We start from the raw sequence: 22859 nt of genomic DNA on the forward strand, positions 1-22859 counted from the left end.
GCGGGGAGAGGGCTAGGTGAGGGCAATTGCCACCTTAAAAGCGGTCTGAAGGGTCCCTCAGCCGTCGCGTCGTGCCATGAAGGCGAGGCGCTCAAAGAGGTGGACGTCCTGCTCGTTCTTCAGGAGCGCCCCGTGCAGCTTCGGCAGCATCGATTTCGGGTCGGCGCGCAGATCCGCCGGATCGATCTCGTCGGCGACCAGCAGCCTGATCCAGTCGAGCGCCTCGGAGGTCGAGGGTTTCTTCTTCAGCCCCGGCACCTCGCGAATGCCGTAGAAGGCGGTGAGCGCCGCCGAAAGCAGCGTCCTGCGGATGCCCGGATAGTGCACTTCGACGATGCGGGCGAGCGTCTCGGCATCGGGGAAGCGGATGTAATGGAAGAAGCAGCGGCGCAAAAAGGCGTCCGGCAGTTCCTTCTCGTTGTTGGAGGTGATGATGACGATCGGCCGGTGCCGCGCGTGGATCGTTTCGCCGGTCTCGTAGACGTGGAATTCCATCCGATCGAGTTCCTGGAGGAGGTCGTTCGGGAACTCGATGTCCGCCTTGTCGATCTCGTCGATCAGGAGCACGGTTTTTTGCGCCGCCTCGAAAGCCTGCCAGAGTTTGCCCTTGCGGATGTAGTTCTTCACGTCATTGACGCGGAGATCGCCAAGCTGGCTGTCGCGCAACCGCGAGACGGCGTCATATTCATAGAGCCCTTGCTGCGCCTTGGTCGTCGACTTGACGTTCCACTCGATGAGGTCGAGACCGAGGGCGGCGGCGATCTGGCGTGCAAGCTCGGTCTTGCCGGTGCCGGGCTCGCCCTTGACGAGAAGTGGACGCTCCAGCCGGATTGCCGCGTTGACGGCGATCATCAGGTCCTTGTCGGCGATATAGTCGGCCGTGCCTTCGAACTGCATGGGCTTTTCTTCGATCTCTCCAGCGTCGCGCGTCTGATCAGACGCGCGACGGTCGCTGTAGCGCTTTTGAGTTGCTGCATGTTTTTGTCGTTAAATCGGCTACGATTCAAGGAAACATGCCGTACGCCGAGTCGAGAGGACAGCCTTCACCCGCGAAATGCCGTAACCTCGATCTCGATCAGCATTTCCGGGCGGATGAGATCGCAGACGATCATCGTTGCCGCCGGGCGGATCTCGCCGAACATTTCGCCGAAGATCGGAAAGACCCGGTCGGCAAAGCTGGCGTCGGTGACGTAGTAATGGTTGCGAACGACATCCGAAAGCGAGAAGCCGGCCTCCTTCAAGGCGCCCTCGATCGTCTTCAGGCAGTTGCGCGCCTGTTCCTCCACCGTCTCCGGCATGGTCATGGTGGCATAGTCATAACCGGTCGTGCCGGAGACGAAGCACCAGTCCCCCTTGGCGACGGCACGCGAATAACCTGCCGTCTTCTCGAAAGGGGAGCCGGAAGAGATGAGCTTCAACGTCATGGGCGCTGGCACTCAGGCCCAGGGGCGCGATGCGGCGTTTTTCTGCTCGAAGCTGTCGATGGCGCTCGCCCTCTCCAGCGTCAGGCCGATATCGTCGAGGCCGTTCAGGAGGCAGTGGCGCTTGAACGCATCGACCTCGAACTTGACCGAGCCGCCGTCCGGACCGGTGATTTCCTGTGCTTCCAGATCAATCGAAAGCACAGCGTTCGAACCGCGGTTGGCGTCGTCCATCAGCTTGTCGAGGTCGGCCTGGCTGACGACGATCGGCAAAATGCCGTTCTTGAAACAGTTGTTGTAGAAGATGTCGGCGAACGAGGTCGAAATGACGCAGCGGATGCCGAAATCGAGAAGCGCCCAGGGCGCATGCTCGCGCGAGGAGCCGCAGCCGAAATTGTCGCCGGCAACGAGGATCTTGGCGTTCTGATAGGCCGGCTTATTGAGCACGAAGTCCGGATTCGGCGTGCCGTCCTCGTTATAGCGGGCTTCGGCGAAAAGTCCCTTGCCAAGGCCGGTGCGCTTGATCGTCTTCAGGTAGTCCTTCGGAATGATCATGTCCGTGTCGATGTTGACGACGGGCAAGGGTGCAGCGACGCCGGTGAGCTTGACGAACTTTTCCATGACTTTGGCCTTCGATTTCAGCGGAAACGTTGAAGAGCGTTTAGATCAGTTTTGCGCTGAATTGAAGGAAAATCTGCAGCGCCGCGCGTCTGATCAGGCGCGCAAAGGCCGCTGCAGCACTTTGAATTGCTGCATGTCACAGATCGATGATGGTGCCGCGTCCGTCGTTCCAGATCCGCATTTCGCGTCTATCCCCGGTCGGGTTCACCCGGGCACGCGCATGTGCGGGCTTGCCATTGAGCCTTGCGGCGATGGCGCTGCCGACCGCAACAACGGCCGCGATGCCGGCCAGAGCCACGGCAAGCGAGGCGGTGAAGACGAGCGCTGCCAGCGCGATGGTGATGGCGGCGGCCGTCAGGAGAACAGAGCGGATGCTTTGCATGATCGTCAACCTTTCTAAGATGCGATGTGGGAGCTCGATGCGCCTCTTGCAAGAGGGCGGCCCCGCTACAGCGACCTTGACGCGTCCGATTGGACGCGCGGCGCTGTAGTCGCACTTCTTGCGTAACAATCGAAAGGCGGGCACAACGGTTCCATGACAACTGCGATCGACCATCATCCCGCTCGCCTGCGCCGCTCCGTGCTTTGCGTTCCGGCCGACAATGCCCGCGCCTTGGCGAAGGTGCGGCAGCTTGCCGCGGACGCCGTGATCTTCGACCTGGAGGACGCTGTCGCTCCCGAGCATAAGGGCGAAGCGCGCGAAGCACTTGTCCGGCATCTTTCGAAGAACAGGCCCGACTGTGAAGTGGTCATTCGCGTCAATGCGCTGGGATCCGGCTTCGGGCAGATGGACCTCACCGCCGCACTCGCCGCCAATCCCGACGCCATCCTTTTGCCGAAGGTCGAGAGTCCGGCAGACGTCCAGACGGCTGTCGATTGGCTGGCCGAAAACGACGCACCTGAAAGCCTCAGGCTCTGGGCGATGATCGAGACGCCGCGCGGCCTCATCAATGTCGCTGCAACCGCCGAGACCGGCCGTACCTTCGGCGGCAGGCTCGATTGCTTCGTCGTCGGGCTGAACGATCTCAGGAAGGAGACGGGCGTTCCCGTGCATCCCGGCCGTGCCTATCTCGTGCCCTGGCTGATGCAGATCCTGCTCGCCGCGCGCGGCAGCGGGCTTGATGTCATCGATGCGGTCTTCAACGATTTCCGCGACGCCGAGGGTTTTGAGGCCGAATGCCGCCAGGGGCGCGACATGGGCTATGACGGCAAGATGCTCATTCATCCGGCGCAGATCGGCCCGGCGAACGAACACTTCGGCCTCGATCAGGCGGCGATCGAGGAGGCACGCGCGATCATCGCGGCGTTCGATCTTCCGGAAAACGCCGAGAAGGGCGTGATCAATCTCCATGGCCGGATGGTCGAGCGGCTGCATCTCGACCAAGCCCTGAAACTGGCCGCCAAGGCGGACATGATCGAAAGACGAAAGGCAAGACCTTGAAACTCTACCGCTTCCTCACCGGCCCCGACGACGCCACCTTCTGCCACAAGGTAACGGCGGCGTTGAACCAGGGATGGATGCTGCACGGCCCACCGACCTATGCCTTCAATGCCGATACCCAGCACATGCAGTGCGGCCAGGCGGTGGTGAAAGAGGTGGCAGGCAAGGACTATCACCCGGACATGAAGCTGTCGGAGCAGTAAGCAATCTTTGGCGGCTGGGCAACTTGCCCCTCACCCTAACCCTCTCCCCGCAAGCGGGGCGAGGGGACTGAGCGCGTGCTGCGAGTCTCCTTCGCCCCGCTTTGGGGGAGAAGGTGCCGGCAGGCGGATGAGGGGCGCAGCACGCGAAAAGCCCCCACTCCCCTTCAGATCGGCTGGCCCGCAAGCAGGCGCGGGTCCCCCTCGCCGGCCACCCCGGCCGCCTGGCGGATGAAGAAGTTCTTGAGCGACGGAAGGCGATCGACGATACCGAGGCCGACATCGCGGGCGATCCTGATCGGCGTGATGTCGTTGGAAAACAGCCGGTTCAGGACATCCGTCGTCACGCCCATCCGGAAGGTGTCGAAACGCCGCCAGATCTGGTAACGCTCAAGAACCGCGAGCGACCCTATGTCGAGGCCGAGGCGGTCCGCCTCGACGATCGTTTCGGCGAGCGCCGCCACGTCCTTGAAGCCGAGATTGAGCCCTTGGCCGGAGATCGGGTGAATGCCGTGAGCGGCATCGCCCGCAAGCGCGAAGCGGGGTGCTACGAACTCCCGGGCAAGCGTCAGCCCGAGCGGAAACGCCCTGCGGCCGCCGACGACCTTGAGGTGGCCGAGCTTATGGCCAAAACGGCGCTCAAGCTCTTCCTCGAAGAGGAAGTCGTCGGCCTTGACGAGGCGTTCGGCATCGAACGTGCTCTCGGTCCAGACGAGCGAGGAACGGTTGTTTTTCAGCGGCAGCGTGGCAAAGGGGCCGGCGGGCAGGAAATGCTCCTCGGCCGTGCCCTCGTGCGGGCGTTCGTGCTCGACCGTCGTGACGATCCCCGACTGGCCGTAATCGAACTCCACCACCTTGATGCCGGCCGCCTCGCGCAGCTTCGAGCGAACGCCGTCGCAGGCGACCAGAAGCCGCGCCTCGATCGTTTCGCCGCCGGCAAGCGTCATCGCCACCGCGTGCTCGCCGCTCTTGAAGCTCTCGACCATCGTCGATTGCCGGATGGAAACGCCAAGGTCCTTACAGGCGGCGCGCAGCGCGCCGACCATCGCCGTGTTCGGCACCATATGGGCGAAGGGGCGCCCTTCGCCACCGTCGCCCTCGAAGGTAAGAAAGACAGGGCGGACGGGATCGACCGCCTTCGAATCGGTGATCACCATCCTGAGGATCGGTTCGGCTTCGGGCGCAATCGCATCCCAGACACCGAGGACATCGAGCATCCGCTCGGCAGCCGAAGCGACGGCGGACGCCCGCTCGTCCTTCTTCCAGGCGCCTTCCGGCGCGCCGTCGACGACCGTGACGTCGAGATGGGGCGCCGCCTTCTTCAGCGACACGGCAAGCGACAGGCCGACATAGCCGCCTCCGGCAATCAACACATCGATCATCCGCTTCTCCCGTCGCACTTGAGGCCAATCGCGCTTGAGCCCCATCGCCCTTGAGCATTGTCCTATGGCTATATAGATCAATGCCATCGCTGTTCCTACTGCTGCATGTCTCCTTAAATCGGAGGCGATTTGAGGAGACATGCAGCAACTCAAAGTGTTACAGCGGCCTTTGCGCGTCTGAAAGGACGCGCGGCGCTGTGAAGGAGACCGCCGAAAGATGTCGCGCCCCGCCGAAACTGCCACGCCCATGGATGCGCTCCTTGCGATACTCGACCTCGAGAAACTGGAGGAAAACCTGTTTCGCGGCTTAAGCCCCCAGGTCGGCTGGCAACGGGTCTTCGGCGGACAGGTGATCGGCCAGGCGCTGGTGGCGGCACAACGCACCGTCGACGAGGGTCGTTATGTGCACTCGCTGCACGCCTATTTCATGCGGCCGGGCGATCCGTCGGTGCCGATCATCTACGAGGTCGATCGTATCCGCGACGGTTCGAGCTTTGCCACCCGGCGGGTCGTAGCGATCCAGCACGGCAAGGCGATCTTCTCCATGTCGGCTTCCTTCCAATACGACGAGGACGGTTTCGAGCATCAGTTCGAGATGCCGAAGGTGGCGATGCCCGAAACATTGCCCGGCGAGCGGGAACTCAGGGAAAAGTTCCTCGTCCACGCGCCCGAGGCAATTCGCAGGTACTGGGAACGGCCGCGGCCGATCGAGATCCGTCCAGTATCGCTGGAGCACTACTTCTCGCGCGACAAACTGCAGCCGACGCAGGACGTATGGGTGAAAGCCGTCGGCACGGTGCCGGACGAGCGCCATCTGCAGGCGGCCGTACTTGCTTATCTCTCGGACATGACCCTGCTCGACACCTCCCTCTATGCCCACGGCACTTCGGTCTTCGACCGCAACCTGCAGGTCGCCAGTCTCGACCATGCAATGTGGTTCCACCGCCCCTCGAAGATGGATGATTGGCTGCTTTACACCCAGGACAGCCCGAGTGCGCATGGTGCCCGCGGCATGACCCGCGGCAGCCTGTTCGACCGATCAGGCGTGCTGATTGCCTCGGTGGCGCAGGAAGGATTGATCCGCAAAAAGGCAACTGAATAACAATTGGGCAATTTTTATTTTCTGCCTATTTTTTACGCTGAAGATCTGGTGATTTTTTAGCATTCCGTGGAGCAATCTCCACGGAATGTCTTTTTTGTGCATTTTTTCAAAGACTTAAGCCATCGCATCGAATCTGGCACGCCCCTTGAATGTGTCTTTTCGGTTGCCCGGCGCTTCGCGCGCTTAAGCAGCAGGGAGAACGGCCTCCGGCGGAGGCGGAATAGGATGGGAAACCAGATGAAAATTGTGATGGCCATTATCAAGCCGTTCAAGCTCGATGAGGTTCGTGAAGCCCTCACTCAAGTTGGCATCCAGGGGCTGACCGTAACCGAAGTGAAGGGCTACGGCCGCCAGAAGGGGCACACCGAAATTTACCGCGGCACCGAATACGCCGTGAGCTTCCTGCCGAAGCTCAAAGTCGAGATCGCCGTGCCGTCGGAGATCGTCGACAAGGCCGTCGACGCGATCGCCTCTGCTGCCAAGACCGGCCAGATCGGAGACGGCAAGATCTTTGTCTATGCGATCGACCATGCCGTGCGCATCCGCACCGGCGAAACCGATTCAGAAGCGTTGTAAACCACGCCGTTCAGGGAGCATTTCTCACATGTCATCGTTCAAACTTTCCACCTCTCTCGGACGCGTGGGTGCAACCGCTGCCGCCCTCTTTGCGCCGGTCATCGCCTTCGCCCAGGAGGCGGCTCCTGCCGCCGTCGAGGCCGCTGCGGCAACCCCTGTTCCGGACAAGGGCGACACCACCTGGATGCTGCTGTCGACCATTCTCGTGCTGCTGATGACCGTTCCGGGCCTGGCGCTCTTCTACGGCGGTCTCGTGCGCGCCAAGAACATGCTCTCGGTCCTGATGCAGGTTCTGATGATCACCGCCGTCGTCATGATCATCTGGGTGACCTACGGCTATTCGCTGGCCTTCACCGATGGCGGCTCGCTCAACTCCTACGTCGGCGGCTTCTCGAAGATGTTCCTTGCCGGCGTCGACACGACGACGCTCGCGGAAAGCTTCTCGAAGGGCGTGTTCATTCCTGAATACGTCTTCGTGGTGTTCCAGATGACCTTCGCCTGCATCACGCCGGCGCTGATCGTCGGCGCTTTCGCCGAGCGCATCCGCTTCTCGGCCGTCGTCCTGTTTGTTGTCCTCTGGGTCACCTTCGTCTACTTCCCGATCGCCCACATGGTCTGGTTCTGGGGCGGTCCGAGCGCCTATACGGCCCCGACCGGCCTGATCTTCTCCTTCGGCGCCATCGATTTTGCCGGCGGCACCGTCGTCCACATCAATGCCGGTATTGCGGGTCTCGTCGGCGCGATCCTGCTCGGCAAGCGCACGGGCTACAAGAAGGAGATCATGGCTCCGCATTCGATGACGCTCACCATGGTCGGCGCCTCGCTGCTTTGGGTCGGCTGGTTCGGCTTCAATGCCGGCTCCAACCTGGAAGCCAACGCCTATGCGGCGCTCGCCATGATCAACACCTTCCTCGCAACAGCCGCCGCAATCATCTCCTGGGCCGTGGTTGAAACGCTCGTTCGCGGCAAGGCCTCCATGCTCGGCGGCGCATCGGGTGCCGTCGCCGGCCTCGTCGCCGTCACGCCGGCTGCCGGTTTCGCCGGCCCGATGGGCGCGATCGTGCTCGGCCTCGTCGTCTCTCCGGTCTGCTACTTCTTCGTCGACGTGGTGAAGAACAAGTTCAACTATGACGACAGCCTCGACGTGTTCGGCATCCACGGCGTCGGCGGCATCCTCGGCGCGATCGGAACCGGCATCCTCGTCAACCCGGCGCTCGGCGGCGCAGGCATCGTCGACTATTCGACCGCCGATTTCGCCGCTGGCTATGCCGGCACGGCAACGCAGGTCTGGGCGCAGCTCAAGGGCGTCCTCGTCACCGTCGTCTGGTCCGGTATCGGCTCGGCCATCCTCTACAAGGTGGTCGATGCGATTGTTGGCCTGCGCGTCTCGGTCGAAGCGGAGCGTGAGGGTCTCGACCTCTCCTCGCATGGCGAAGCCGCCTACCACGCGAGCTAATGAATTGCGGCGCCGGGAAAGCGGCGCCGCCGACAGTCCCGTCGCGGTCCGTCTGGTTATTGCGGACCGCCGCTGGCCCGGATCCTCAAAGATCCGGGCCTTTTTTGTCCGACAGCGCCGGCCGTGCTCGTTCCTTGAGCCTACGCAATTGCGGACGGAAAACCGTTACACACTTTTCCTGGAATTGCTCAATTTTGGCGGCACACGCTCATGGTTAATGTCGCATTAACCCTACTCCGCGTAGGTTGATTCCATGGCACGCAATGTGCCCGAGGCATCCCGCTCGCACGCACAGCGTTCGAACTTGGGCGAGATGCTCCGGAATCAAGCTACTGGGACGTCCCCATGGTCTACCCATGAACGCGCGACGCTCCGAAGGATCGACACGGGCAACAGGCAACATGAGCAGAAGCAATCCCGCAACGCTTGACAGCCGTTCCAACCGGTTCGTGCTGGCCACCTTCGTTTGGCGCCAGATCACGTCGCTGGCAGGTTTTGCCCTGTTCGGCGCTTTGGCGCTTGCCGTCGCCGCGCTGTCGACTTGGAACGTGTCCGATCCGAGCTTCTCCTACGCAACCTCGAACGAGCCGACCAACGTGCTCGGCTATGCCGGTGCGGCCTTCGCCGACATCTTCATGCAGTTCTTCGGGCTGGCGAGCGTCGTCGCATTGCTTCCCGCGGTCGCCTGGGCACTTGTCCTCATCGGCGGCAAGCCGTTCGACAAGGTCTTCAAACGTCTCGGCCTCTGGTTCGTCGGCTCCGCACTCGCGGGCGCGGCGCTGAGCTGCGTTCCGGCGCCGATTACCTGGCCGCTTCCGAACGGTCTCGGCGGTGTTTTCGGCGACATGATCCTGCGCTTCCCCGCCCTTTTCACCGGTGCCTTCCCGACCGGCACCTTCGCGACCGTTCTCGCCTGCCTTTTCGCCGTCCCGGCTGCCTGGTGCCTGATCTACAGCGCCGGCCTCATCGGCGTCAGCGAGGAGCAGGAAGAAGAGCTGGCCGAGGAAGTCGTGCCGAGCAAGGCCCGCACCATCGGCGAGGAGCTCGAGGACGAGGATGCGGGAGGGCCCTTCACGCTGTTCATGGGCTCGCTCGCCCATATGCGCTTCACGCTGGAGGCCCGTGTGCGCCGCGCCTTCGGCATGAGCGGCACGCGAAACGCCAAACGCCAGTACGACGAACCCTACGATTTCAACAATGATGAGTTCGGCACGCTGAACGAACCCGTGCGGCCGAAGCCGCTGGCCGACCGTGTCGAGCCTTCCCTCGACCGCGCCGAACGCCGCGTCGTCGCGCCGCCGCCGATCATGGCCGACGGCGACGACGATCCGCCCTTCGATCTCGACGAGCCGCGCCGCCCGGCGGGCATCCTGCCGGACGACGACGATGATATTGCCGGCGACTGGGCGCCAAGAGCTGCCCCACCAAGGCCGGGGCTCGCCACGCCCGGATCGCGCGTCGCGTCGCCGGCGCCGCGCCCCAAATCGGGCCAGCGCGTCGAACGCGAGGCGCAGCGCTCGTTTGTCGAAGATGACGGCGACTTCACCCTGCCGCCGATGCACTTCCTCGCCGAGCCGAAGAACATTGCCCGCGATCCCTCGCTCTCGTCCGATGCACTCGAACAGAACGCCCGCATGCTTGAAGGCGTGCTGGAGGACTTCGGCGTCAAGGGCGAGATCATCCATGTCCGCCCTGGCCCCGTGGTTACGCTTTACGAACTGGAGCCGGCGCCGGGCATAAAATCCTCCCGGGTCATCGGCCTTGCCGACGACATCGCCCGTTCGATGAGCGCGATCGCCGCCCGCGTCGCGGTCGTGCCGGGCCGTAACGCCATCGGTATCGAGCTGCCGAACCAGCGGCGCGAAACGGTCTATCTGCGCGAACTGATCGGCTCGCGCGACTTCGAGACGACCAAGACGAGGCTCGCCATGGCGCTCGGCAAGACGATCGGCGGCGAGCCAGTCATCGCCGATCTCGCCAAGATGCCGCATCTGCTTGTCGCCGGCACCACCGGTTCGGGCAAGTCGGTGGCGATCAACACGATGATCCTGTCGCTGCTGTATCGCCTCAGGCCCGATCAGTGCCGCCTCATCATGATCGACCCGAAGATGCTGGAACTCTCCGTCTATGACGGCATCCCGCATCTGCTCTCGCCGGTCGTCACCGACCCGAAGAAAGCCGTCGTCGCGCTGAAATGGACCGTCCGCGAGATGGAAGAGCGCTACAAGAAGATGTCGAAGATCGGTGTGCGCAACATCGACGGCTTCAACACCCGCGTCGAGCAGGCGCTCGCCAAAGGCGAAGCGATTACCCGTACGGTTCAGACCGGATTCGATCGCCAGACGGGCGAAGCGATGTACGAGACGGAGGAGTTCGACCTTACGCCGCTGCCCTATATCGTCGTGATCATCGACGAGATGGCGGACCTGATGATGGTCGCGGGCAAGGACATCGAGGGCGCCGTCCAGCGCCTCGCCCAGATGGCGCGCGCGGCCGGCATCCACGTCATCATGGCGACCCAGCGTCCGTCGGTCGACGTCATCACCGGCACGATCAAGGCCAACTTCCCGACGCGTATCTCCTTCCAGGTCACCTCGAAGATCGACAGCCGTACGATCCTCGGCGAGCAGGGCGCCGAACAACTGCTCGGCATGGGCGACATGCTCTACATGGCTGGCGGCGGGCGCATCCAGCGCGTGCACGGCCCCTTCGTTTCCGACACGGAAGTGGAGGAGGTGGTCGCTTACCTGAAGACCCAGGGCGTGCCGCAATATCTCGATGCGATCACCGAGGACGATGGCGAGGACGAGGACGGCGGCGGACCGGCCGGCACCTCCAACCTCGCCGATTCCGACGATCCCTATGACCAGGCGGTGGCGATCGTGCTGCGCGACGGCAAGGCCTCGACTTCCTATGTGCAGCGACGCCTCGGTATCGGCTATAATCGTGCCGCCTCGCTGATCGAACGGATGGAGCAGGAAGGCATCATCGGACCGGCGAACCATGCCGGCAAGCGCGAGATCCTGGTGCCGACCGAGGCGGAAATCACCGGCCGGTAATCCGGCCCTCATCGCCGGCCGCCATGACGCGCGGCCGGTAACGGTCATTTGAAACGACGCCGCTTGCGGCATCGGGCTGCGCCTTGAAGGCGCCCCACTTGCTCTTCAAATGATCCTGAAATGAAGGAGACTGCGATGACAGAGACAAAAACCGGCCAAGGCAGCAATAGGGCAATCTCGCGGCGCGTTTTCGTTTGCGGCCTGGCGGCTCTCGCGGGCATGGCCGGAACGACGCTCGATGCGCGGCACGCCTCCGCACAGGCCTCTGGCGTCGCCCAGAGGATCGCCGATCACTTTTCGTCGGTGAAGACGATGGCGGGCGAGTTCGTGCAATTCGGACCGCGCGGCGAACAGACGGGCGGCAAGTTCTACATCCGCCGCCCCGGGCGCATCCGCTTCAATTACGAAGCCCCCTCGCCGATGCGGGTGATCGCCGACGGCAAGTCGGTCGTCATCGGCAACATGAAGCTGAAGACCTGGGACATCTATCCGCTCTCGAAGACGCCGCTCAATCTGCTGCTGAGCGAGAGGATCGACCTGACCGGCAGGATGGTGCGCGCCGTCCGGGAAGAGTCCGACCTCATCACCATCGTGCTTGGAGATCGCTCGATCTTCGGCGATTCGACCATCACGATGATGTTCGACCCGAAGACCTACGACCTCAGACAATGGACGATCACCGATCCCCAGAAGAAGGATACTTCGGTGATGATCTTCAACGTTCGCACCGGAATGCAGCTGGACGACAAGGTTTTCCGCATCCCCTACGACGAAGTGCGCAACAAGCGAGGCGGCTGAAGCGCGACGCTACAGCGCCGTGCGTCCAATCGGACGCGCTAAGGTCGCTGTAGCACTTTGAATTGCTGCATGATTTTGTCCTTAAATCGATTCCGACTTAAGGAATCATGCGGTAAGCCGTCTCCGGCAGACGAAGTCGATCCAAGCATAATCGCAGCAATTCAAGGCGCTTCCGCGACCTTTGTGCGTCTAAAAGGACGCACGGCGCAGTAGCGTCGCGGGCTTTTTCATGCCTTGTCGATTGTCGTCCAACCCCTTAAAAAACGCGCACGCATTGCCGGGAGCACCCTGCTCGACCGCCGGCGCACTCATCCTTTCAAGGGAACGCGGAATGACCCTTTCCATCGCCACATGGAACATCAACTCCATTCGCCTGCGCATGCCGCTGGTCGAGCACTTTCTGAAGACATGGCAGCCGGACATCCTGTGCCTGCAGGAGACCAAATGCCCGAACGACCAGTTTCCGTCGTCGCCGCTCAAAAGCCTCGGCTACAAATACATCGAGATGCACGGCCAGAAGGGCTACCACGGCGTGGCGACCGTTTCGCGCCTGCCGCTGCATGAGCTTTCCGATCGCCGCGACTATTGCGGCGTCGGCGACGCACGTCATCTCTCCGTGGTCTTCGAGGCCGGCGGCAAGACGATACGCCTGCACAATTTCTATGTGCCGGCCGGCGGCGACGAGCCGGACCGCACGATCAATCCGAAGTTCGGCCACAAGCTCGACTTTGTCGATGAAATGAAGCTCCTGCACGCCGAAGCCGAGGCCGGTGTCTCATCCATACTCGTCGGCGACCTCAACATCGCGCCGCTCGAGGACGACGTCTGGTCGCACAAGCAGCTTCTGAAGATCGTCAGTCACACCCCGGTCGAAACCGAGGGGCTGATATCGGTGATGACGGGCGGCGCCTGGGTCGATCTGATGCGCCAGCACGTGCCCCCACCGGAAAAGCTCTACACCTGGTGGAGTTATCGCGCGAGGGATTGGGAGTTGGCTGACCGCGGCCGCCGGCTCGATCATATCTGGTCCTCCGCCGATCTCGCGCCGAGACTGAGCCGCATCGACATCCTGCGCGAGGCACGCGGCTGGGACCGCCCTTCCGACCACGTGCCGGTGATCGCGCATTTCGCCCTTTGAGACGCTTTTGTAGTCACGCCGTAAGCGCGGCATGCGCGATGATTGGCCCCTCACCCTAGCCCTCTCCCCGCAGGCGGGGAGAGGGGATGAAAGCGCCGCGAGTCCCTTCTCCCCGTCAAAACGGGGAGAAGGTGGCCGGCAGGCCGGATGAGGCGCAAATCGGCCCGCTACGCGAAGCGGCTGGCGAGCGCCTCGGCGCGCCGGATCATCGCCTGCAGATTCTCGCGGATGCGCGCTTCGACAAGCGCGGTCACCTCCGGATATTCTTCCAGCATCCGACGAAAAAGCGGGCGGTTGATACGGATGACTTCGCTGTCGTCGTCGGCGGTCGCCGTGAACTTGCGCTCGACCATCGAAATCAACGCCAGTTCGGAAAGAAGCGCGCCCCGTTCGACCGTGGCCACATGCTGTTGGCGGCCCTCGCCGTCCGTCTTCGAAAGCGTGAAACTGCCGGCGGCAACGGCAAAGGCACAGTCGGCCGGCGCCCCTTCGCGAAAGAGCTCCTGGCCCTTCAGCACGCGGCGACGCTCGGCACCGAAGGCAATCAGCCTCAGCTTGTCCTCGCTGATATCGGCAAAGAGCGCCACATTGGACAAAAGCGCGATGTCGTCGTTGAGTGCCAAGGCGGCAAGTCTCCTAGCTCACTTGAGGGAGCGGGCGCTTCTCCACGATCCCACGCTACGGAACGATCTTGTAGCCGCCGTTCTCTGTCACCAAAATCTCCGCATTGGAAGGGTCGCGCTCGATTTTCTGACGGAGCCGGTAGACATGCGTCTCCAGCGTGTGCGTGGTGACGCCCGAATTGTAGCCCCAGACCTCTTCGAGCAGGACATCGCGCGTGACCACTTTCTGATCGGCGCGATAGAGATAGCGGATGATCGCCGCTTCCTTCTCCGTCAGGCGGATCTTCTGGCCATTCTCCATCGTCAACAGCTTCTGGCTTGGCTTGAACGTATAGGGACCGACGCTGAAGGTGGCGTCCTCGCTCTGTTCGTGCTGACGAAGCTGGGCGCGGATGCGGGCGAGCAGCACGGCAAAGCGGAAGGGCTTAGTGACGTAGTCGTTGGCGCCCGCCTCAAGCCCGAGGATGGTGTCCGAATCGGTGTCGTGCCCGGTCAGCATGACGATCGGCGCCTTGAAGCCGCCCTTGCGCAGGAGCTTGACGGCCTCGCGGCCATCCATATCGGGCAGGCCGACATCCATGATCAGCAGGTCGACCTGGTGCGCACGGGCCGCCTGGATCCCCTTGCCGGCGGTTGCCTCTTGCAGGAGATCGAACTCTTCATAGAGAGAAAGCTGCTCTACCAATGTTTCGCGCAGGTCATTGTCGTCATCGACAAGGAGAATGGTGCGTGTCGCCATAGGGACAATTCCTGTTTGCTTCCTGAATCAAAACTAGCTCAAATGCCGCACTTGGCAAGCCGGCCGCCGTTGAACGCCGTCATAAATGCAACCATGCCTATGGTCGCCACCAAGTCACGCACAAGGCAAAATTTTGTGAGAATAATGCGCAAGAAAACGTCGGGAGTAAGATCGCCAAAATCAACGATCGTCGTCAGAATGGCGCCACGCGACCGCCGGCGCGCGCTTGTCAGCTTCGACGGCAGAACGGAACAGGCGGCGATCGGCCGAAGCGGCGTGACGGCGATCAAGCGCGAGGGCGACGGCGCGACGCCGCGGGCATCGATGAAGCTCATCGGCGGTTACATGCGCCGCGACCGCATCTCGTTGCCGCCGACTCGCTTGCCGCTGCGTGCCACCCGCCGCGACATGCTGTGGTGCGACGATCCCGCGCACGCCTCCTATAACCGCCCCGCTAAAGCCCCGCTTGCGGTGAGCCACGAGACGATGATGCGCGACGACGGCCTCTATGACGTATGCCTGGTCATGGACTGGAACATTTTCTCAAGGCGGCGCAACGCCGGCTCCGCGATCTTTTTCCATCTGATCCACCCCGGCTACGAGCCGACACAGGGCTGCGTCGCGGTCAGTCTGCCGGCAATGAAACGGCTGATTCGGCATATGCGCCAGGGGACGATCGTGAAGGTGGTGTAGGAACGACAGCGCCGCCCCTTCCAATCGGACGCGCTAGCGCGGGATGAGGAAAAGTGTGCGCGGTTTTCCGCCCGCATCCCGCGCTAACTTCTTAGAATCGATCACGTTTATGATTTTAGGTCGTTCCGACCTAAAATCATCGTGATCTAAGGTCGCTGTAGCACTACGAATTGCTGCATGATTTTGTCCTTAAATCGATTCCGATTTAAGGAAGCATGCAGAGACGGCCGCATTACGCTCCGTCGTCCAGCATGCGCGGCGTCACGAACTGAACGAGCCGGCCCGTGCCGGGCGCTATCTCCGACCATTGCTCGATGGCGAAATCCATGACGGCGAGCCCAGCCGTCGGAAACTTCTCGCGCATGCGCGCCAACGCCACCTCGTCTCCGCCGCCGGCGAGGAGGAGTGCAAGCTCCACCATGCCCGGATTGTGTCCGACGAGCATGAGCTTCTCGACCGACGGCTCCACCTTGCGGATCACGTCGATCATCGCCTTGGCGGCGACCTCATAGATGGCGACGGCGTCGCGGGCGGGAACCTTGTGCGGCAACACCTCGGCGACCAGCTCCCACGTCTCCTGCGCGCGTCGGGCGGTCGAAACGAGCGCGAGATCCGGGATCAGCTCCTGCCGCGCCATGAAGGCGCCGATTGCCGGTGCTGCCTTTCGACCGCGGCCGGCAAGCGGGCGGCGATGGTCGGCAACCCCCTCCGGCCAGGCGGATTTGCCATGGCGGAGCAACAGGAGGCGGCGTGTCGGGGGTCTGGCGTCATCAGGCATGGGGGCGTTCCTCATCTGTCGGCCGATGATTCCATTCTCGCACCGTCGCACGCATAAAAAAAGGCCGCCCCGAGGGGCGGCCTGAGATGCCGGAAAGCTCAAAACCGGCTTATTTCCAGTCGCGGATATCGACGAAGTGCCCGGAAACCGCAGCAGCGGCGGCCATCGCCGGCGAAACCAGGTGCGTGCGGCCCTTGAAACCCTGGCGCCCTTCGAAGTTGCGGTTCGACGTCGAGGCGCAACGCTCGCCCGGCTTCAGCCGGTCGTCGTTCATCGCCAGGCACATGGAGCAGCCCGGCTCGCGCCAGTCGAAGCCCGCTTCCTTGAAGATCTTGTCGAGGCCCTCGGCTTCCGCCTGTTCCTTGACGAGGCCGGAGCCGGGCACGATCATCGCCGAAACGGTCGAGGCGACCTTGCGGCCTTCGACGACCTTGGCAACCGCGCGCAGGTCCTCGATGCGGCCATTGGTGCAGGACCCGATGAAGACCCGGTCGATGGCGATGTCGGTGATCTTCGTGCCCGGCTTCAGGCCCATATAGTCGAGCGCACGGCATTTCGAGGCGCGCTTGGTCTCGTCCTGGATTTCATCCGGGTTTGGAACGATGCCCTGCACGGAGACCACGTCCTCCGGCGAAGAACCCCAGGACACGATCGGCGGCAGGTTGGCGGCGTCGAGCACGACGACGCGGTCGTAATGGGCGCCCTCGTCCGTGTTAAGCGTCTTCCAGTATTCGAGCGCCATGTCCCAGGCCTTGCCCTTCGGCGCGCGCGGCCGGTCCTTGATATAGGCGAAGGTCGTCTCGTCCGGGGCGATCAGGCCGGCGCGAGCGCCGCCTTCGATCGTCATGTTGCAGATCGTCATACGGCCTTCCATCGAAAGCGAACGGATGGCTTCCCCGGCGAACTCGATGACATGGCCGGTGCCGCCCGCCGTGCCGATCTCGCCGATGATGGCGAGGATGATGTCCTTGGCAGTGACGCCCGGCGGCAGTTGCCCGTCGACGCGTACCAGCATGTTCTTCGCCTTCTTCTGGATCAGCGTCTGCGTCGCCAGAACATGTTCCACTTCCGAGGTGCCGATGCCATGCGCGAGCGCGCCGAAGGCCCCGTGCGTCGAGGTGTGGCTGTCGCCGCAGACGATCGTCATGCCCGGCAGCGTGAAGCCCTGTTCGGGACCGACGATGTGGACGATGCCCTGGCGCTTGTCGTTCTCGGAGTAGTATTCGACGCCGAAGTCGGCGGCGTTCCTGGCGAGCGCCTCGACCTGGATGCGGCTCTCCTCGTTCTTGATGCCGAGGTGGCGATCGGGCGACGTCGGGACGTTATGGTCGACGACGGCGAGCGTCTTTTCCGGCGCGCGGACCTGGCGGCCGGCCATGCGCAGGCCCTCGAAAGCCTGCGGGCTCGTCACCTCGTGAACGAGGTGACGGTCGATGTAGAGAAGACAGGTGCCGTCGTCCTGGCTGTTGACCAGATGATCGTCCCAGATCTTGTCATAGAGGGTACGCGGTGCGCTCATGGCGATATTCCATTTGAATTTTCAGAAAATGGGAGAAGGTCGGCAGCAGGGCAGCCGGAAAAACTGATCCAACGATCAGGATAGGCGGCTGGTGAGCGCGCCGGAGACCCGCGCGAAAAAGCGTGCCGGCAGACGCTTGTGGTCCTGCAGCACGACGATTTTCTGTTCGCGACATCCGAATTTGGATTCCATGGCCGTGCTCATATCAATTTTTCGACTGTTCGGCAATCGACGAGATGGGGCGAGCGATGAGCGCCCTTTCCCACACCCCTCAGTAACGCTCCGAGAAACACCCCTCCCCACAAAGGGGGGGAGGGGCTTCCGTTGCCGCGCCATCTCTACCTCCATCGCAAGTCTGCGCTTGGCTCAAACGTTGCAAGTGGTCCGTTGCCGGTGCGGCAGACACCGGCCCCCTCCCCCTTGTGAGGAGGGGTTGGGGAGGGGTTTTCTCGCTATCGCCGCTCCGCCCGCCTCAACCGCCGCTCGAGCGCCCGCAGCGCCAGCGACAGGCTGATCGTCAGGATGAGATAGACATAGGCGACGATGGAATAGGTCTCGAAGAAGCGGAACGAGCCGGAAGCGTAGATCTTGCCCATCTGGGTGATGTCGGCGACGCCCAGCACCGAGACCAGCGAGGAATCCTTCACCATCGCCACGAAATCGTTGCCGAGCGGCGGCAGGATGACGCGGATCGCCTGTGGGAAGACGACGAGGCGAAAGCGCTGGTAGCGCGAAAGTCCAAGCGCCTTCGCCGCCTCCACCTGCCCCTTGTCGACCGACTGGATGCCGGCGCGAAAGACCTCGGCGATGAAGGCCGAATAGCCAATCATCAGGGCGATGATCGCCCGCCACATCAGCGAGATGTCGCGTACCACCAGCGGCTCCACCCAGCCTGCCGAAATGAAGGGCGCGGCTGCGAAATTCGCGACCACTACCAGCGCCGGCGCCCCGACGAAGGCGATGTAAAAAAGCAGGACGAGGATCGGCACGCCACGGATCACCTCGGTGTAGAAGCGCGCGGTCTGGCGCAGCGCGACATGCTCGGAAAGCGCCATCAGAGCCACGCCGAGGCCGAGCACGGTCGCAAGCGCAAAGCCCACCAGCGTCACGAAAATGGTGACACCGATGCCCTTGAGGACAACGGCGAAAACCTGGGAAAAGACGTCGTTGGTGACGATGACCGCGGCCAGCGCCGCGGCGATCAAGAGAAGGGCGACCAGCCACCAGGGATAGTCGCCCTTTTCGGAAGTGTCGGATCTAACTGGCGCCATCATGATTCCGATAAGTTGGAGCGGGATGCGGGCGGAAAACCGCACACTTTTCCTCATCCCGCTCCGGCGATCAGCCGCCCATCTTGTAGTCGAGGAACCACTTCTTGTTCAGCGCATCGAAGGTGCCGTCCCCCTTCAGCGCCTTGATGGCGGCATTGATCGGAGCGACGAGATCGGAGCCCTTCTGGAAGATGAAGCCGAAATCCTCGGTGCCGAGCGGCTCTCCGACGACCTTGAGCTTGCCTTCGGACGAATCGACATAGCCCTTGGCGGCCACGCTGTCGGTCAGCACGAGGTCGACGTCGCCGGCCTTCAGGGCCTGCACGGTCGCGCCGAAGGTCTCGAACAGCTTGATGCGCGGGTTCTGCTCGTTGCCGTCGAGGATCTCATAGACCGCGGTGTAGAAAGGCGAGGTACCGGGTTGGGCGCCGATCAGCGCGTCTTCGACGGCGGCAAAGCTCTTGGCATCCTTGAAGCGGGCTTCGTCGCCGCGCACCAGCATGAACTGCTGCGAGCGCATATAGGGATCGGAAAAGTCGACCTTTTCCTTGCGGTCGTCCTTGATCGTAATACCGGTCATGCCGACCTGGTACTGGCCGTCGGAAACCGCCTGGATCATCGCGTCCCAGCTGGTATTCTGGTACTCGACCTTGAAATTCAGCCGCTTGGCGATCTCGTTCATCGCGTCATATTCCCAGCCGACCGCCTGGCCGGTCTTGGGATCGACGAACTGCAGCGGTGGGTAGGCGTTCTCGGTGACGACGACAACCGTCTTGCCGCCGAGGTCCGGCAGGTCGCTCGCGACAGCGGGCGCAGAGAATGCGAATGGGACGGCAAAAGCTGCGGCGATGCCGGCAAGCACGTGGCGGCGGATTGTCATTTGCAGGAGCTCCCGAAAATTGTGGCGCCCGAAAATGTCATAAAATTTGCGGGGAAGACAAGCGGTTAGTGCCAAAAAGAAAGGCGGCTCCAAGGCCGCCTTTCCACGCAACTCCAAGGAGTCGAAATCTTATTCCGCAGCGTTTTCCGCTGCCTTTGCTTCTTCCGCTGCCTTTGCCTCAGCGGCCTCGGCTGCGGCCTTCTCGGCGGCAAGCGCCTGGGCGGCTGCGACCTTTTCGGCCTCGATGCGTGCCTTTTCGTCAGCAACGGCCTGGCGCTCGGCTTCGTTCAGCTTGCGGGCGCGCGTGCCGGTGTTTTCCACGATACGGGCCGACTTGCCGCGACGATCGCGCAGATAGTAGAGCTTGGCGCGACGGACCTTACCGCGGCGAACCACTTCGACGCTCTCGACGAGCGGGGAGTAGACCGGGAATACGCGCTCGACGCCTTCGCCGTAGGAGATCTTGCGGACGGTGAAGCTTTCGTTGAGGCCGCCGCCGGAACGGGCGATGCAGACGCCTTCATAGGCCTGGACGCGGGTACGGTTGCCTTCGACAACGCGGACGTTGACGCGGACGGTGTCGCCGGCGGAGAAATCGGGAAGGGTGCGCTTTGCGGCGATCTTGGCGGCCTGTTCGGCTTCCAGCTGCTGGATGATGTTCATCGGTCTAACCTTTGCGTTCTTCTGAAACAGCCAGAGCGCTCTCGATCAGCCTGTTGGATTTCCCTTCAAGCCTTGCCGTGTTTATGGCAGGAGCGGATTCGCCATTCTTTGTTGATGGTCGACGGGCAACGAACCCGAACCGGTGCGGCACATACACCAAACGATCCGCCTTGTCATCCCCGAAAGCCGATTTTCTCGCGCGAACAGCCCTTAAAACTTCGGCTGAAGCCCCTCTCCAACCTCTCCCCACGAGGAGGACGGGTTGGGGAGCGGTTTTGATCCTGGGGCGGGGTTGCGGCCGATTTCGCTAGCAGCTATCCCAGTGCCCACGCGGTTCGGGGATGGCCATGACGATTGTTCAAGCTCTTCTGCTCTTTGTTTCGGGATTCCTCTCCGGTGTCGTCAACGCCATCGCGGGCGGCGGCACCTTTCTGACCTTCGGCGCCATGACGCTCGGAGGCCTGCCGCCAATCGTTGCCAACGCCACCTCGTCGATCATCCAGTTTCCCGGCTACATCACCTCGGCGCTAGCCTACGCCAAGGAAATCCGCGCGGACCGGCGGAACGCGATCTTGCTCGGCGTCATTTCGGCGATCGGCGGACTGGCGGGCGCACTGCTCCTGCTCTCCCTCTCCAACCCGTCCTTCCGCGCGATGGTGCCCTGGCTGCTGATCGCGGCGACCGTGATTTTCGCAGCCGGTCCGCTGCTGAAACCCAAAGCACGCAGCGACGAACACCGGATCGGCCCACTCGGCGTCGCCAGCCAGATGGCAACCTCCGTCTATGGCGGCTTCTTCGGCGCCGGCATGGGCATTATGATGCTGGCCGTTCTCGGCCTTGCGACCGGTGGCGGCTACCATCGCCTGAACGCGCTGAAGAACTTCATCTCGATCGTCATTGCGGCAATCGCCATCGCGGTCTTTGCCGCAGGCGGAGTCGTCTCCTGGCTGCACGCGGCCATCATGGTTCCGGGTGCGGCCCTTGGCGGGTATTCGGGCGTCTGGGCGGCGCGGCGCGTTCCGCAGGCGATCATCCGGGCGCTCGTCGTCGCGGTCGGCCTGCTGCTCGCCGCCTATTATTTCTTCACCGGCTGACCGCCAGTGCGTTTGAATCGCGCGTGATTATTCCGAAAGCCGGTTCCGACTTTTCGGATCACGCTGCAACTTTTGATCCACGCGTGATTAATCTGAAGACCGGCTCCCACTTTTCGGATCACGCTCGAGCAGATCCGGCCGGCGCTCCGCCGTCAATTTTCGCGCTTCCGCCTCGCGCCATTTGGCGATGGCGCCATGATTTCCGGAAGTCAGTACGGCCGGGATTTCATGGCCTTCGAAGACCTGCGGCCGCGTGTAGTGCGGATGCTCCAGCAGGCCGCCCTCGAAACTTTCGTGCACGCCGGACAATTCGTTGCCCATCACGCCGGGCAGGATGCGCACGACGGCATCGAGCAGCACGAGCGCCGCCGGCTCGCCGCCGGAGAGAATATAGTCACCGAGCGACACTTCCTCGAGGTTGCGCGTATCGATGACCCGCTGGTCGACACCCTCGAAGCGGCCGCAGACGATGACGACGCCGGGGCCGGCGGCGAGCTCCCGCACGCGCTCCTGTGTCAGGGGTCGACCGCGCGGGCTCATCAGCAGCCGCGGACGATCATCGTCGGCCGCGACCCGGTCGATCGCGCGCGCCAGCACGTCGGGCTTCAGCACCATGCCGGCGCCGCCGCCGGCCGGCGTGTCGTCGACGGTGCGATGTTTGTCCTCGGCGAAATCGCGGATCTGCACGGCCTCGATCGACCACTGCCCGCGTTCCAGCGCCTTGCCGGCGAGCGAGACGCCGAGATGTCCGGGAAACATCTCCGGATAGAGCGTCAGGACCGTGGCGCGAAAAGACATCGTCGAACCGCTCACTTGCTCTTTTTCGAGAACGGATTGCCTGTGCCGTCCTCCTTGTCGTCGACAAGACCCGCGGCGATCGGGTCAACCAGCAGCCTGCCGGCCTCGAGATCGATTTCGAGCACGGACCATTCAGTAAAGGGGATCAGGACAGGGCGCCTGCCCGGTCCCTTCAGTTCCAGGAGATCGCCGGCGCCGAAATCGAAGACACCGGTCACAGAGCCATAGCTCTTGCCGCTGCCGTCCACCGCCTCCAGCCCTTCGAGGTCGGCGTAGAAAAACTCGTCCTCATCGAGATCGTCGTCGGGGAGATTGTCCCGCTCGATGAACAGCTCGAGCCCGTTGAGGGCTTCGGCCGCATTACGGTCGTTGATGCCGCGAAAGCGCACGACCACCACATTCTTCGCCTCGCGAATTTCGAGCACCTCGAAGACGCGGCCGTCGTCGCTGTGCAGCTTGCCGTAGTCGCCGAGCGCGATCGGATCGGCCGTGAAGGATTTCACCCGCACCTCGCCGCGCAGGCCCTGGGCCGCGCCGATGGCCGCCATCAGGACTGGGTTCTCAAGCTTGCTCATTGTCTCAATCCATTTCCGGACTTCGGGCGCGA

General features: G+C 62.8%; 24 protein-coding genes. 10 read left to right on the forward strand and 14 right to left on the reverse strand.

The window, feature by feature from the left end:
• Positions 1-57: 57 nt before the first annotated feature.
• The 4 genes from RB548_RS17700 to RB548_RS17715 all read right to left on the reverse strand — a co-directional run bounded on the left by RB548_RS17700 (position 58) and on the right by RB548_RS17715 (position 2424).
• Positions 58-897: an AAA family ATPase gene (locus RB548_RS17700; protein WP_331372526.1), complete on the reverse strand. Its 840-nt coding sequence runs from the start codon at positions 895-897 to the stop codon at positions 58-60.
• A 146-nt stretch (positions 898-1043) separates the two neighbouring features.
• On the reverse strand, positions 1044-1424 hold the full coding sequence (locus RB548_RS17705) for a RidA family protein (protein WP_331372527.1): 381 nt from the start codon (positions 1422-1424) through the stop codon (positions 1044-1046).
• Positions 1425-1436: 12 nt separating this feature from the next.
• Complete coding sequence (gene leuD / locus RB548_RS17710) at positions 1437-2042, reverse strand: 3-isopropylmalate dehydratase small subunit (RefSeq protein WP_331372528.1); 606 nt, start codon at positions 2040-2042, stop codon at positions 1437-1439.
• 136 nt (positions 2043-2178) lie between these two features.
• Complete coding sequence (locus tag RB548_RS17715; protein WP_331372529.1) at positions 2179-2424, reverse strand: hypothetical protein; 246 nt, start codon at positions 2422-2424, stop codon at positions 2179-2181.
• 153 nt (positions 2425-2577) lie between these two features.
• Between RB548_RS17715 and RB548_RS17720 the strand changes: the two genes are divergently transcribed.
• Both RB548_RS17720 and RB548_RS17725 read left to right on the forward strand, forming a co-directional pair.
• Positions 2578-3483 (forward strand): HpcH/HpaI aldolase/citrate lyase family protein, encoded by a 906-nt coding sequence (locus tag RB548_RS17720; RefSeq protein ID WP_331372530.1) that lies wholly within the window; start codon positions 2578-2580, stop codon positions 3481-3483.
• A complete protein-coding gene (locus RB548_RS17725; RefSeq protein WP_331372531.1) occupies positions 3480-3686 on the forward strand; it encodes a DUF1737 domain-containing protein in 207 nt (68 codons plus the stop codon). Before RB548_RS17720 ends, RB548_RS17725 begins: the two co-directional genes overlap by 4 nt.
• A gap of 164 nt (positions 3687-3850) precedes the next feature.
• Here RB548_RS17725 and RB548_RS17730 read toward each other — a convergent pair whose 3' ends face one another.
• Positions 3851-5065 carry a ubiquinone biosynthesis hydroxylase gene (locus RB548_RS17730; protein WP_331372532.1) on the reverse strand — a complete coding sequence of 405 codons (1215 nt, stop codon included), beginning with the start codon at positions 5063-5065 and terminating at the stop codon, positions 3851-3853.
• Positions 5066-5282: 217 nt separating this feature from the next.
• Between RB548_RS17730 and tesB the strand changes: the two genes are divergently transcribed.
• The 6 genes from tesB (at position 5283) to RB548_RS17760 (ending at position 13194) form a co-directional block, all read left to right on the forward strand.
• A complete protein-coding gene (gene tesB, locus RB548_RS17735; RefSeq protein WP_331372533.1) occupies positions 5283-6167 on the forward strand; it encodes an acyl-CoA thioesterase II in 885 nt (294 codons plus the stop codon).
• A 225-nt stretch (positions 6168-6392) separates the two neighbouring features.
• The gene (locus RB548_RS17740) at positions 6393-6743 is read left to right on the forward strand and encodes a P-II family nitrogen regulator (RefSeq protein ID WP_167528132.1); all 351 of its coding nucleotides are present in this window, start codon (positions 6393-6395) and stop codon (positions 6741-6743) included.
• A gap of 28 nt (positions 6744-6771) precedes the next feature.
• Positions 6772-8199, forward strand: coding sequence for an ammonium transporter (locus RB548_RS17745; RefSeq protein ID WP_331372534.1), 1428 nt, complete (start codon positions 6772-6774; stop codon positions 8197-8199).
• Between the two features lie 401 nt (positions 8200-8600).
• Positions 8601-11258 (forward strand): FtsK/SpoIIIE family DNA translocase, encoded by a 2658-nt coding sequence (locus RB548_RS17750; protein ID WP_331372535.1) that lies wholly within the window; start codon positions 8601-8603, stop codon positions 11256-11258.
• Between the two features lie 135 nt (positions 11259-11393).
• The gene (locus RB548_RS17755; protein ID WP_331372536.1) at positions 11394-12056 is read left to right on the forward strand and encodes an outer membrane lipoprotein carrier protein LolA; all 663 of its coding nucleotides are present in this window, start codon (positions 11394-11396) and stop codon (positions 12054-12056) included.
• Positions 12057-12387: 331 nt separating this feature from the next.
• The gene (locus RB548_RS17760; protein ID WP_331372537.1) at positions 12388-13194 is read left to right on the forward strand and encodes an exodeoxyribonuclease III; all 807 of its coding nucleotides are present in this window, start codon (positions 12388-12390) and stop codon (positions 13192-13194) included.
• A 167-nt stretch (positions 13195-13361) separates the two neighbouring features.
• Here the strand turns inward: RB548_RS17760 and RB548_RS17765 are convergent, their stop codons facing one another.
• The gene (locus RB548_RS17765) at positions 13362-13817 is read right to left on the reverse strand and encodes a cyclic nucleotide-binding domain-containing protein (protein WP_331372538.1); all 456 of its coding nucleotides are present in this window, start codon (positions 13815-13817) and stop codon (positions 13362-13364) included.
• A gap of 55 nt (positions 13818-13872) precedes the next feature.
• Positions 13873-14556 carry a response regulator transcription factor gene (locus tag RB548_RS17770; protein WP_136505392.1) on the reverse strand — a complete coding sequence of 228 codons (684 nt, stop codon included), beginning with the start codon at positions 14554-14556 and terminating at the stop codon, positions 13873-13875.
• Positions 14557-14700: 144 nt separating this feature from the next.
• On the opposite strand from RB548_RS17770, the gene RB548_RS17775 reads away from it, so the two are divergent.
• A complete protein-coding gene (locus tag RB548_RS17775; protein ID WP_331372539.1) occupies positions 14701-15249 on the forward strand; it encodes a L,D-transpeptidase family protein in 549 nt (182 codons plus the stop codon).
• A gap of 232 nt (positions 15250-15481) precedes the next feature.
• Here the strand turns inward: RB548_RS17775 and RB548_RS17780 are convergent, their stop codons facing one another.
• The 5 genes from RB548_RS17780 to rplS form a co-directional block, all read right to left on the reverse strand.
• Complete coding sequence (locus tag RB548_RS17780; RefSeq protein WP_331372540.1) at positions 15482-16027, reverse strand: SixA phosphatase family protein; 546 nt, start codon at positions 16025-16027, stop codon at positions 15482-15484.
• Positions 16028-16136: 109 nt separating this feature from the next.
• Positions 16137-17546 (reverse strand): 3-isopropylmalate dehydratase large subunit, encoded by a 1410-nt coding sequence (gene leuC / locus RB548_RS17785; protein ID WP_331372541.1) that lies wholly within the window; start codon positions 17544-17546, stop codon positions 16137-16139.
• Positions 17547-17998: 452 nt separating this feature from the next.
• Positions 17999-18817 carry an amino acid ABC transporter permease gene (locus RB548_RS17790; RefSeq protein WP_331372542.1) on the reverse strand — a complete coding sequence of 273 codons (819 nt, stop codon included), beginning with the start codon at positions 18815-18817 and terminating at the stop codon, positions 17999-18001.
• 70 nt (positions 18818-18887) lie between these two features.
• Positions 18888-19697, reverse strand: a complete 810-nt coding sequence (locus tag RB548_RS17795; protein WP_331372543.1) for a basic amino acid ABC transporter substrate-binding protein — start codon at positions 19695-19697, stop codon at positions 18888-18890.
• Between the two features lie 129 nt (positions 19698-19826).
• Positions 19827-20360, reverse strand: a complete 534-nt coding sequence (rplS, locus tag RB548_RS17800) for a 50S ribosomal protein L19 (protein WP_136505385.1) — start codon at positions 20358-20360, stop codon at positions 19827-19829.
• Between the two features lie 347 nt (positions 20361-20707).
• Between rplS and RB548_RS17805 the strand changes: the two genes are divergently transcribed.
• Positions 20708-21454, forward strand: coding sequence for a sulfite exporter TauE/SafE family protein (locus RB548_RS17805; RefSeq protein WP_331372544.1), 747 nt, complete (start codon positions 20708-20710; stop codon positions 21452-21454).
• 87 nt (positions 21455-21541) lie between these two features.
• Here the strand turns inward: RB548_RS17805 and trmD are convergent, their stop codons facing one another.
• Positions 21542-22252, reverse strand: coding sequence for a tRNA (guanosine(37)-N1)-methyltransferase TrmD (trmD, locus tag RB548_RS17810; RefSeq protein WP_331375006.1), 711 nt, complete (start codon positions 22250-22252; stop codon positions 21542-21544).
• A gap of 11 nt (positions 22253-22263) precedes the next feature.
• Positions 22264-22827: a ribosome maturation factor RimM gene (gene rimM / locus RB548_RS17815; protein WP_331372545.1), complete on the reverse strand. Its 564-nt coding sequence runs from the start codon at positions 22825-22827 to the stop codon at positions 22264-22266.
• Positions 22828-22859: the final 32 nt, after the last annotated feature.

It is taken from the genome of Sinorhizobium chiapasense (assembly GCF_036488675.1).
In the GTDB taxonomy this organism is placed as follows: Bacteria; Pseudomonadota; Alphaproteobacteria; order Rhizobiales; family Rhizobiaceae; genus Sinorhizobium; species Sinorhizobium chiapasense.

Excerpts from the sequence above, each read along its gene's own strand:
- RB548_RS17795 (WP_331372543.1), bottom strand. The coding sequence starts at position 19,697 with ATGACAATCCGCCGCCACGTGCTTGCCGGCATCGCCGCAGCTTTTGCC.
- RB548_RS17760 (WP_331372537.1), top strand. The coding sequence starts at position 12,388 with ATGACCCTTTCCATCGCCACATGGAACATCAACTCCATTCGCCTGCGC.
- leuC (WP_331372541.1), bottom strand. The coding sequence starts at position 17,546 with ATGAGCGCACCGCGTACCCTCTATGACAAGATCTGGGACGATCATCTG.
- leuD (WP_331372528.1), bottom strand. The coding sequence starts at position 2,042 with ATGGAAAAGTTCGTCAAGCTCACCGGCGTCGCTGCACCCTTGCCCGTC.
- RB548_RS17770 (WP_136505392.1), bottom strand. The coding sequence starts at position 14,556 with ATGGCGACACGCACCATTCTCCTTGTCGATGACGACAATGACCTGCGC.
- RB548_RS17750 (WP_331372535.1), top strand. The coding sequence starts at position 8,601 with ATGAGCAGAAGCAATCCCGCAACGCTTGACAGCCGTTCCAACCGGTTC.
- RB548_RS17700 (WP_331372526.1), bottom strand. The coding sequence starts at position 897 with ATGCAGTTCGAAGGCACGGCCGACTATATCGCCGACAAGGACCTGATG.
- RB548_RS17745 (WP_331372534.1), top strand. The coding sequence starts at position 6,772 with ATGTCATCGTTCAAACTTTCCACCTCTCTCGGACGCGTGGGTGCAACC.
- RB548_RS17730 (WP_331372532.1), bottom strand. The coding sequence starts at position 5,065 with ATGATCGATGTGTTGATTGCCGGAGGCGGCTATGTCGGCCTGTCGCTT.
- RB548_RS17755 (WP_331372536.1), top strand. The coding sequence starts at position 11,394 with ATGACAGAGACAAAAACCGGCCAAGGCAGCAATAGGGCAATCTCGCGG.
- RB548_RS17715 (WP_331372529.1), bottom strand. The coding sequence starts at position 2,424 with ATGCAAAGCATCCGCTCTGTTCTCCTGACGGCCGCCGCCATCACCATC.
- rimM (WP_331372545.1), bottom strand. The coding sequence starts at position 22,827 with ATGAGCAAGCTTGAGAACCCAGTCCTGATGGCGGCCATCGGCGCGGCC.
- RB548_RS17720 (WP_331372530.1), top strand. The coding sequence starts at position 2,578 with ATGACAACTGCGATCGACCATCATCCCGCTCGCCTGCGCCGCTCCGTG.
- tesB (WP_331372533.1), top strand. The coding sequence starts at position 5,283 with ATGTCGCGCCCCGCCGAAACTGCCACGCCCATGGATGCGCTCCTTGCG.
- RB548_RS17780 (WP_331372540.1), bottom strand. The coding sequence starts at position 16,027 with ATGCCTGATGACGCCAGACCCCCGACACGCCGCCTCCTGTTGCTCCGC.
- RB548_RS17805 (WP_331372544.1), top strand. The coding sequence starts at position 20,708 with ATGACGATTGTTCAAGCTCTTCTGCTCTTTGTTTCGGGATTCCTCTCC.
- RB548_RS17740 (WP_167528132.1), top strand. The coding sequence starts at position 6,393 with ATGGGAAACCAGATGAAAATTGTGATGGCCATTATCAAGCCGTTCAAG.
- RB548_RS17790 (WP_331372542.1), bottom strand. The coding sequence starts at position 18,817 with ATGGCGCCAGTTAGATCCGACACTTCCGAAAAGGGCGACTATCCCTGG.
- rplS (WP_136505385.1), bottom strand. The coding sequence starts at position 20,360 with ATGAACATCATCCAGCAGCTGGAAGCCGAACAGGCCGCCAAGATCGCC.
- RB548_RS17705 (WP_331372527.1), bottom strand. The coding sequence starts at position 1,424 with ATGACGTTGAAGCTCATCTCTTCCGGCTCCCCTTTCGAGAAGACGGCA.
- RB548_RS17775 (WP_331372539.1), top strand. The coding sequence starts at position 14,701 with ATGCGCAAGAAAACGTCGGGAGTAAGATCGCCAAAATCAACGATCGTC.
- trmD (WP_331375006.1), bottom strand. The coding sequence starts at position 22,252 with ATGTCTTTTCGCGCCACGGTCCTGACGCTCTATCCGGAGATGTTTCCC.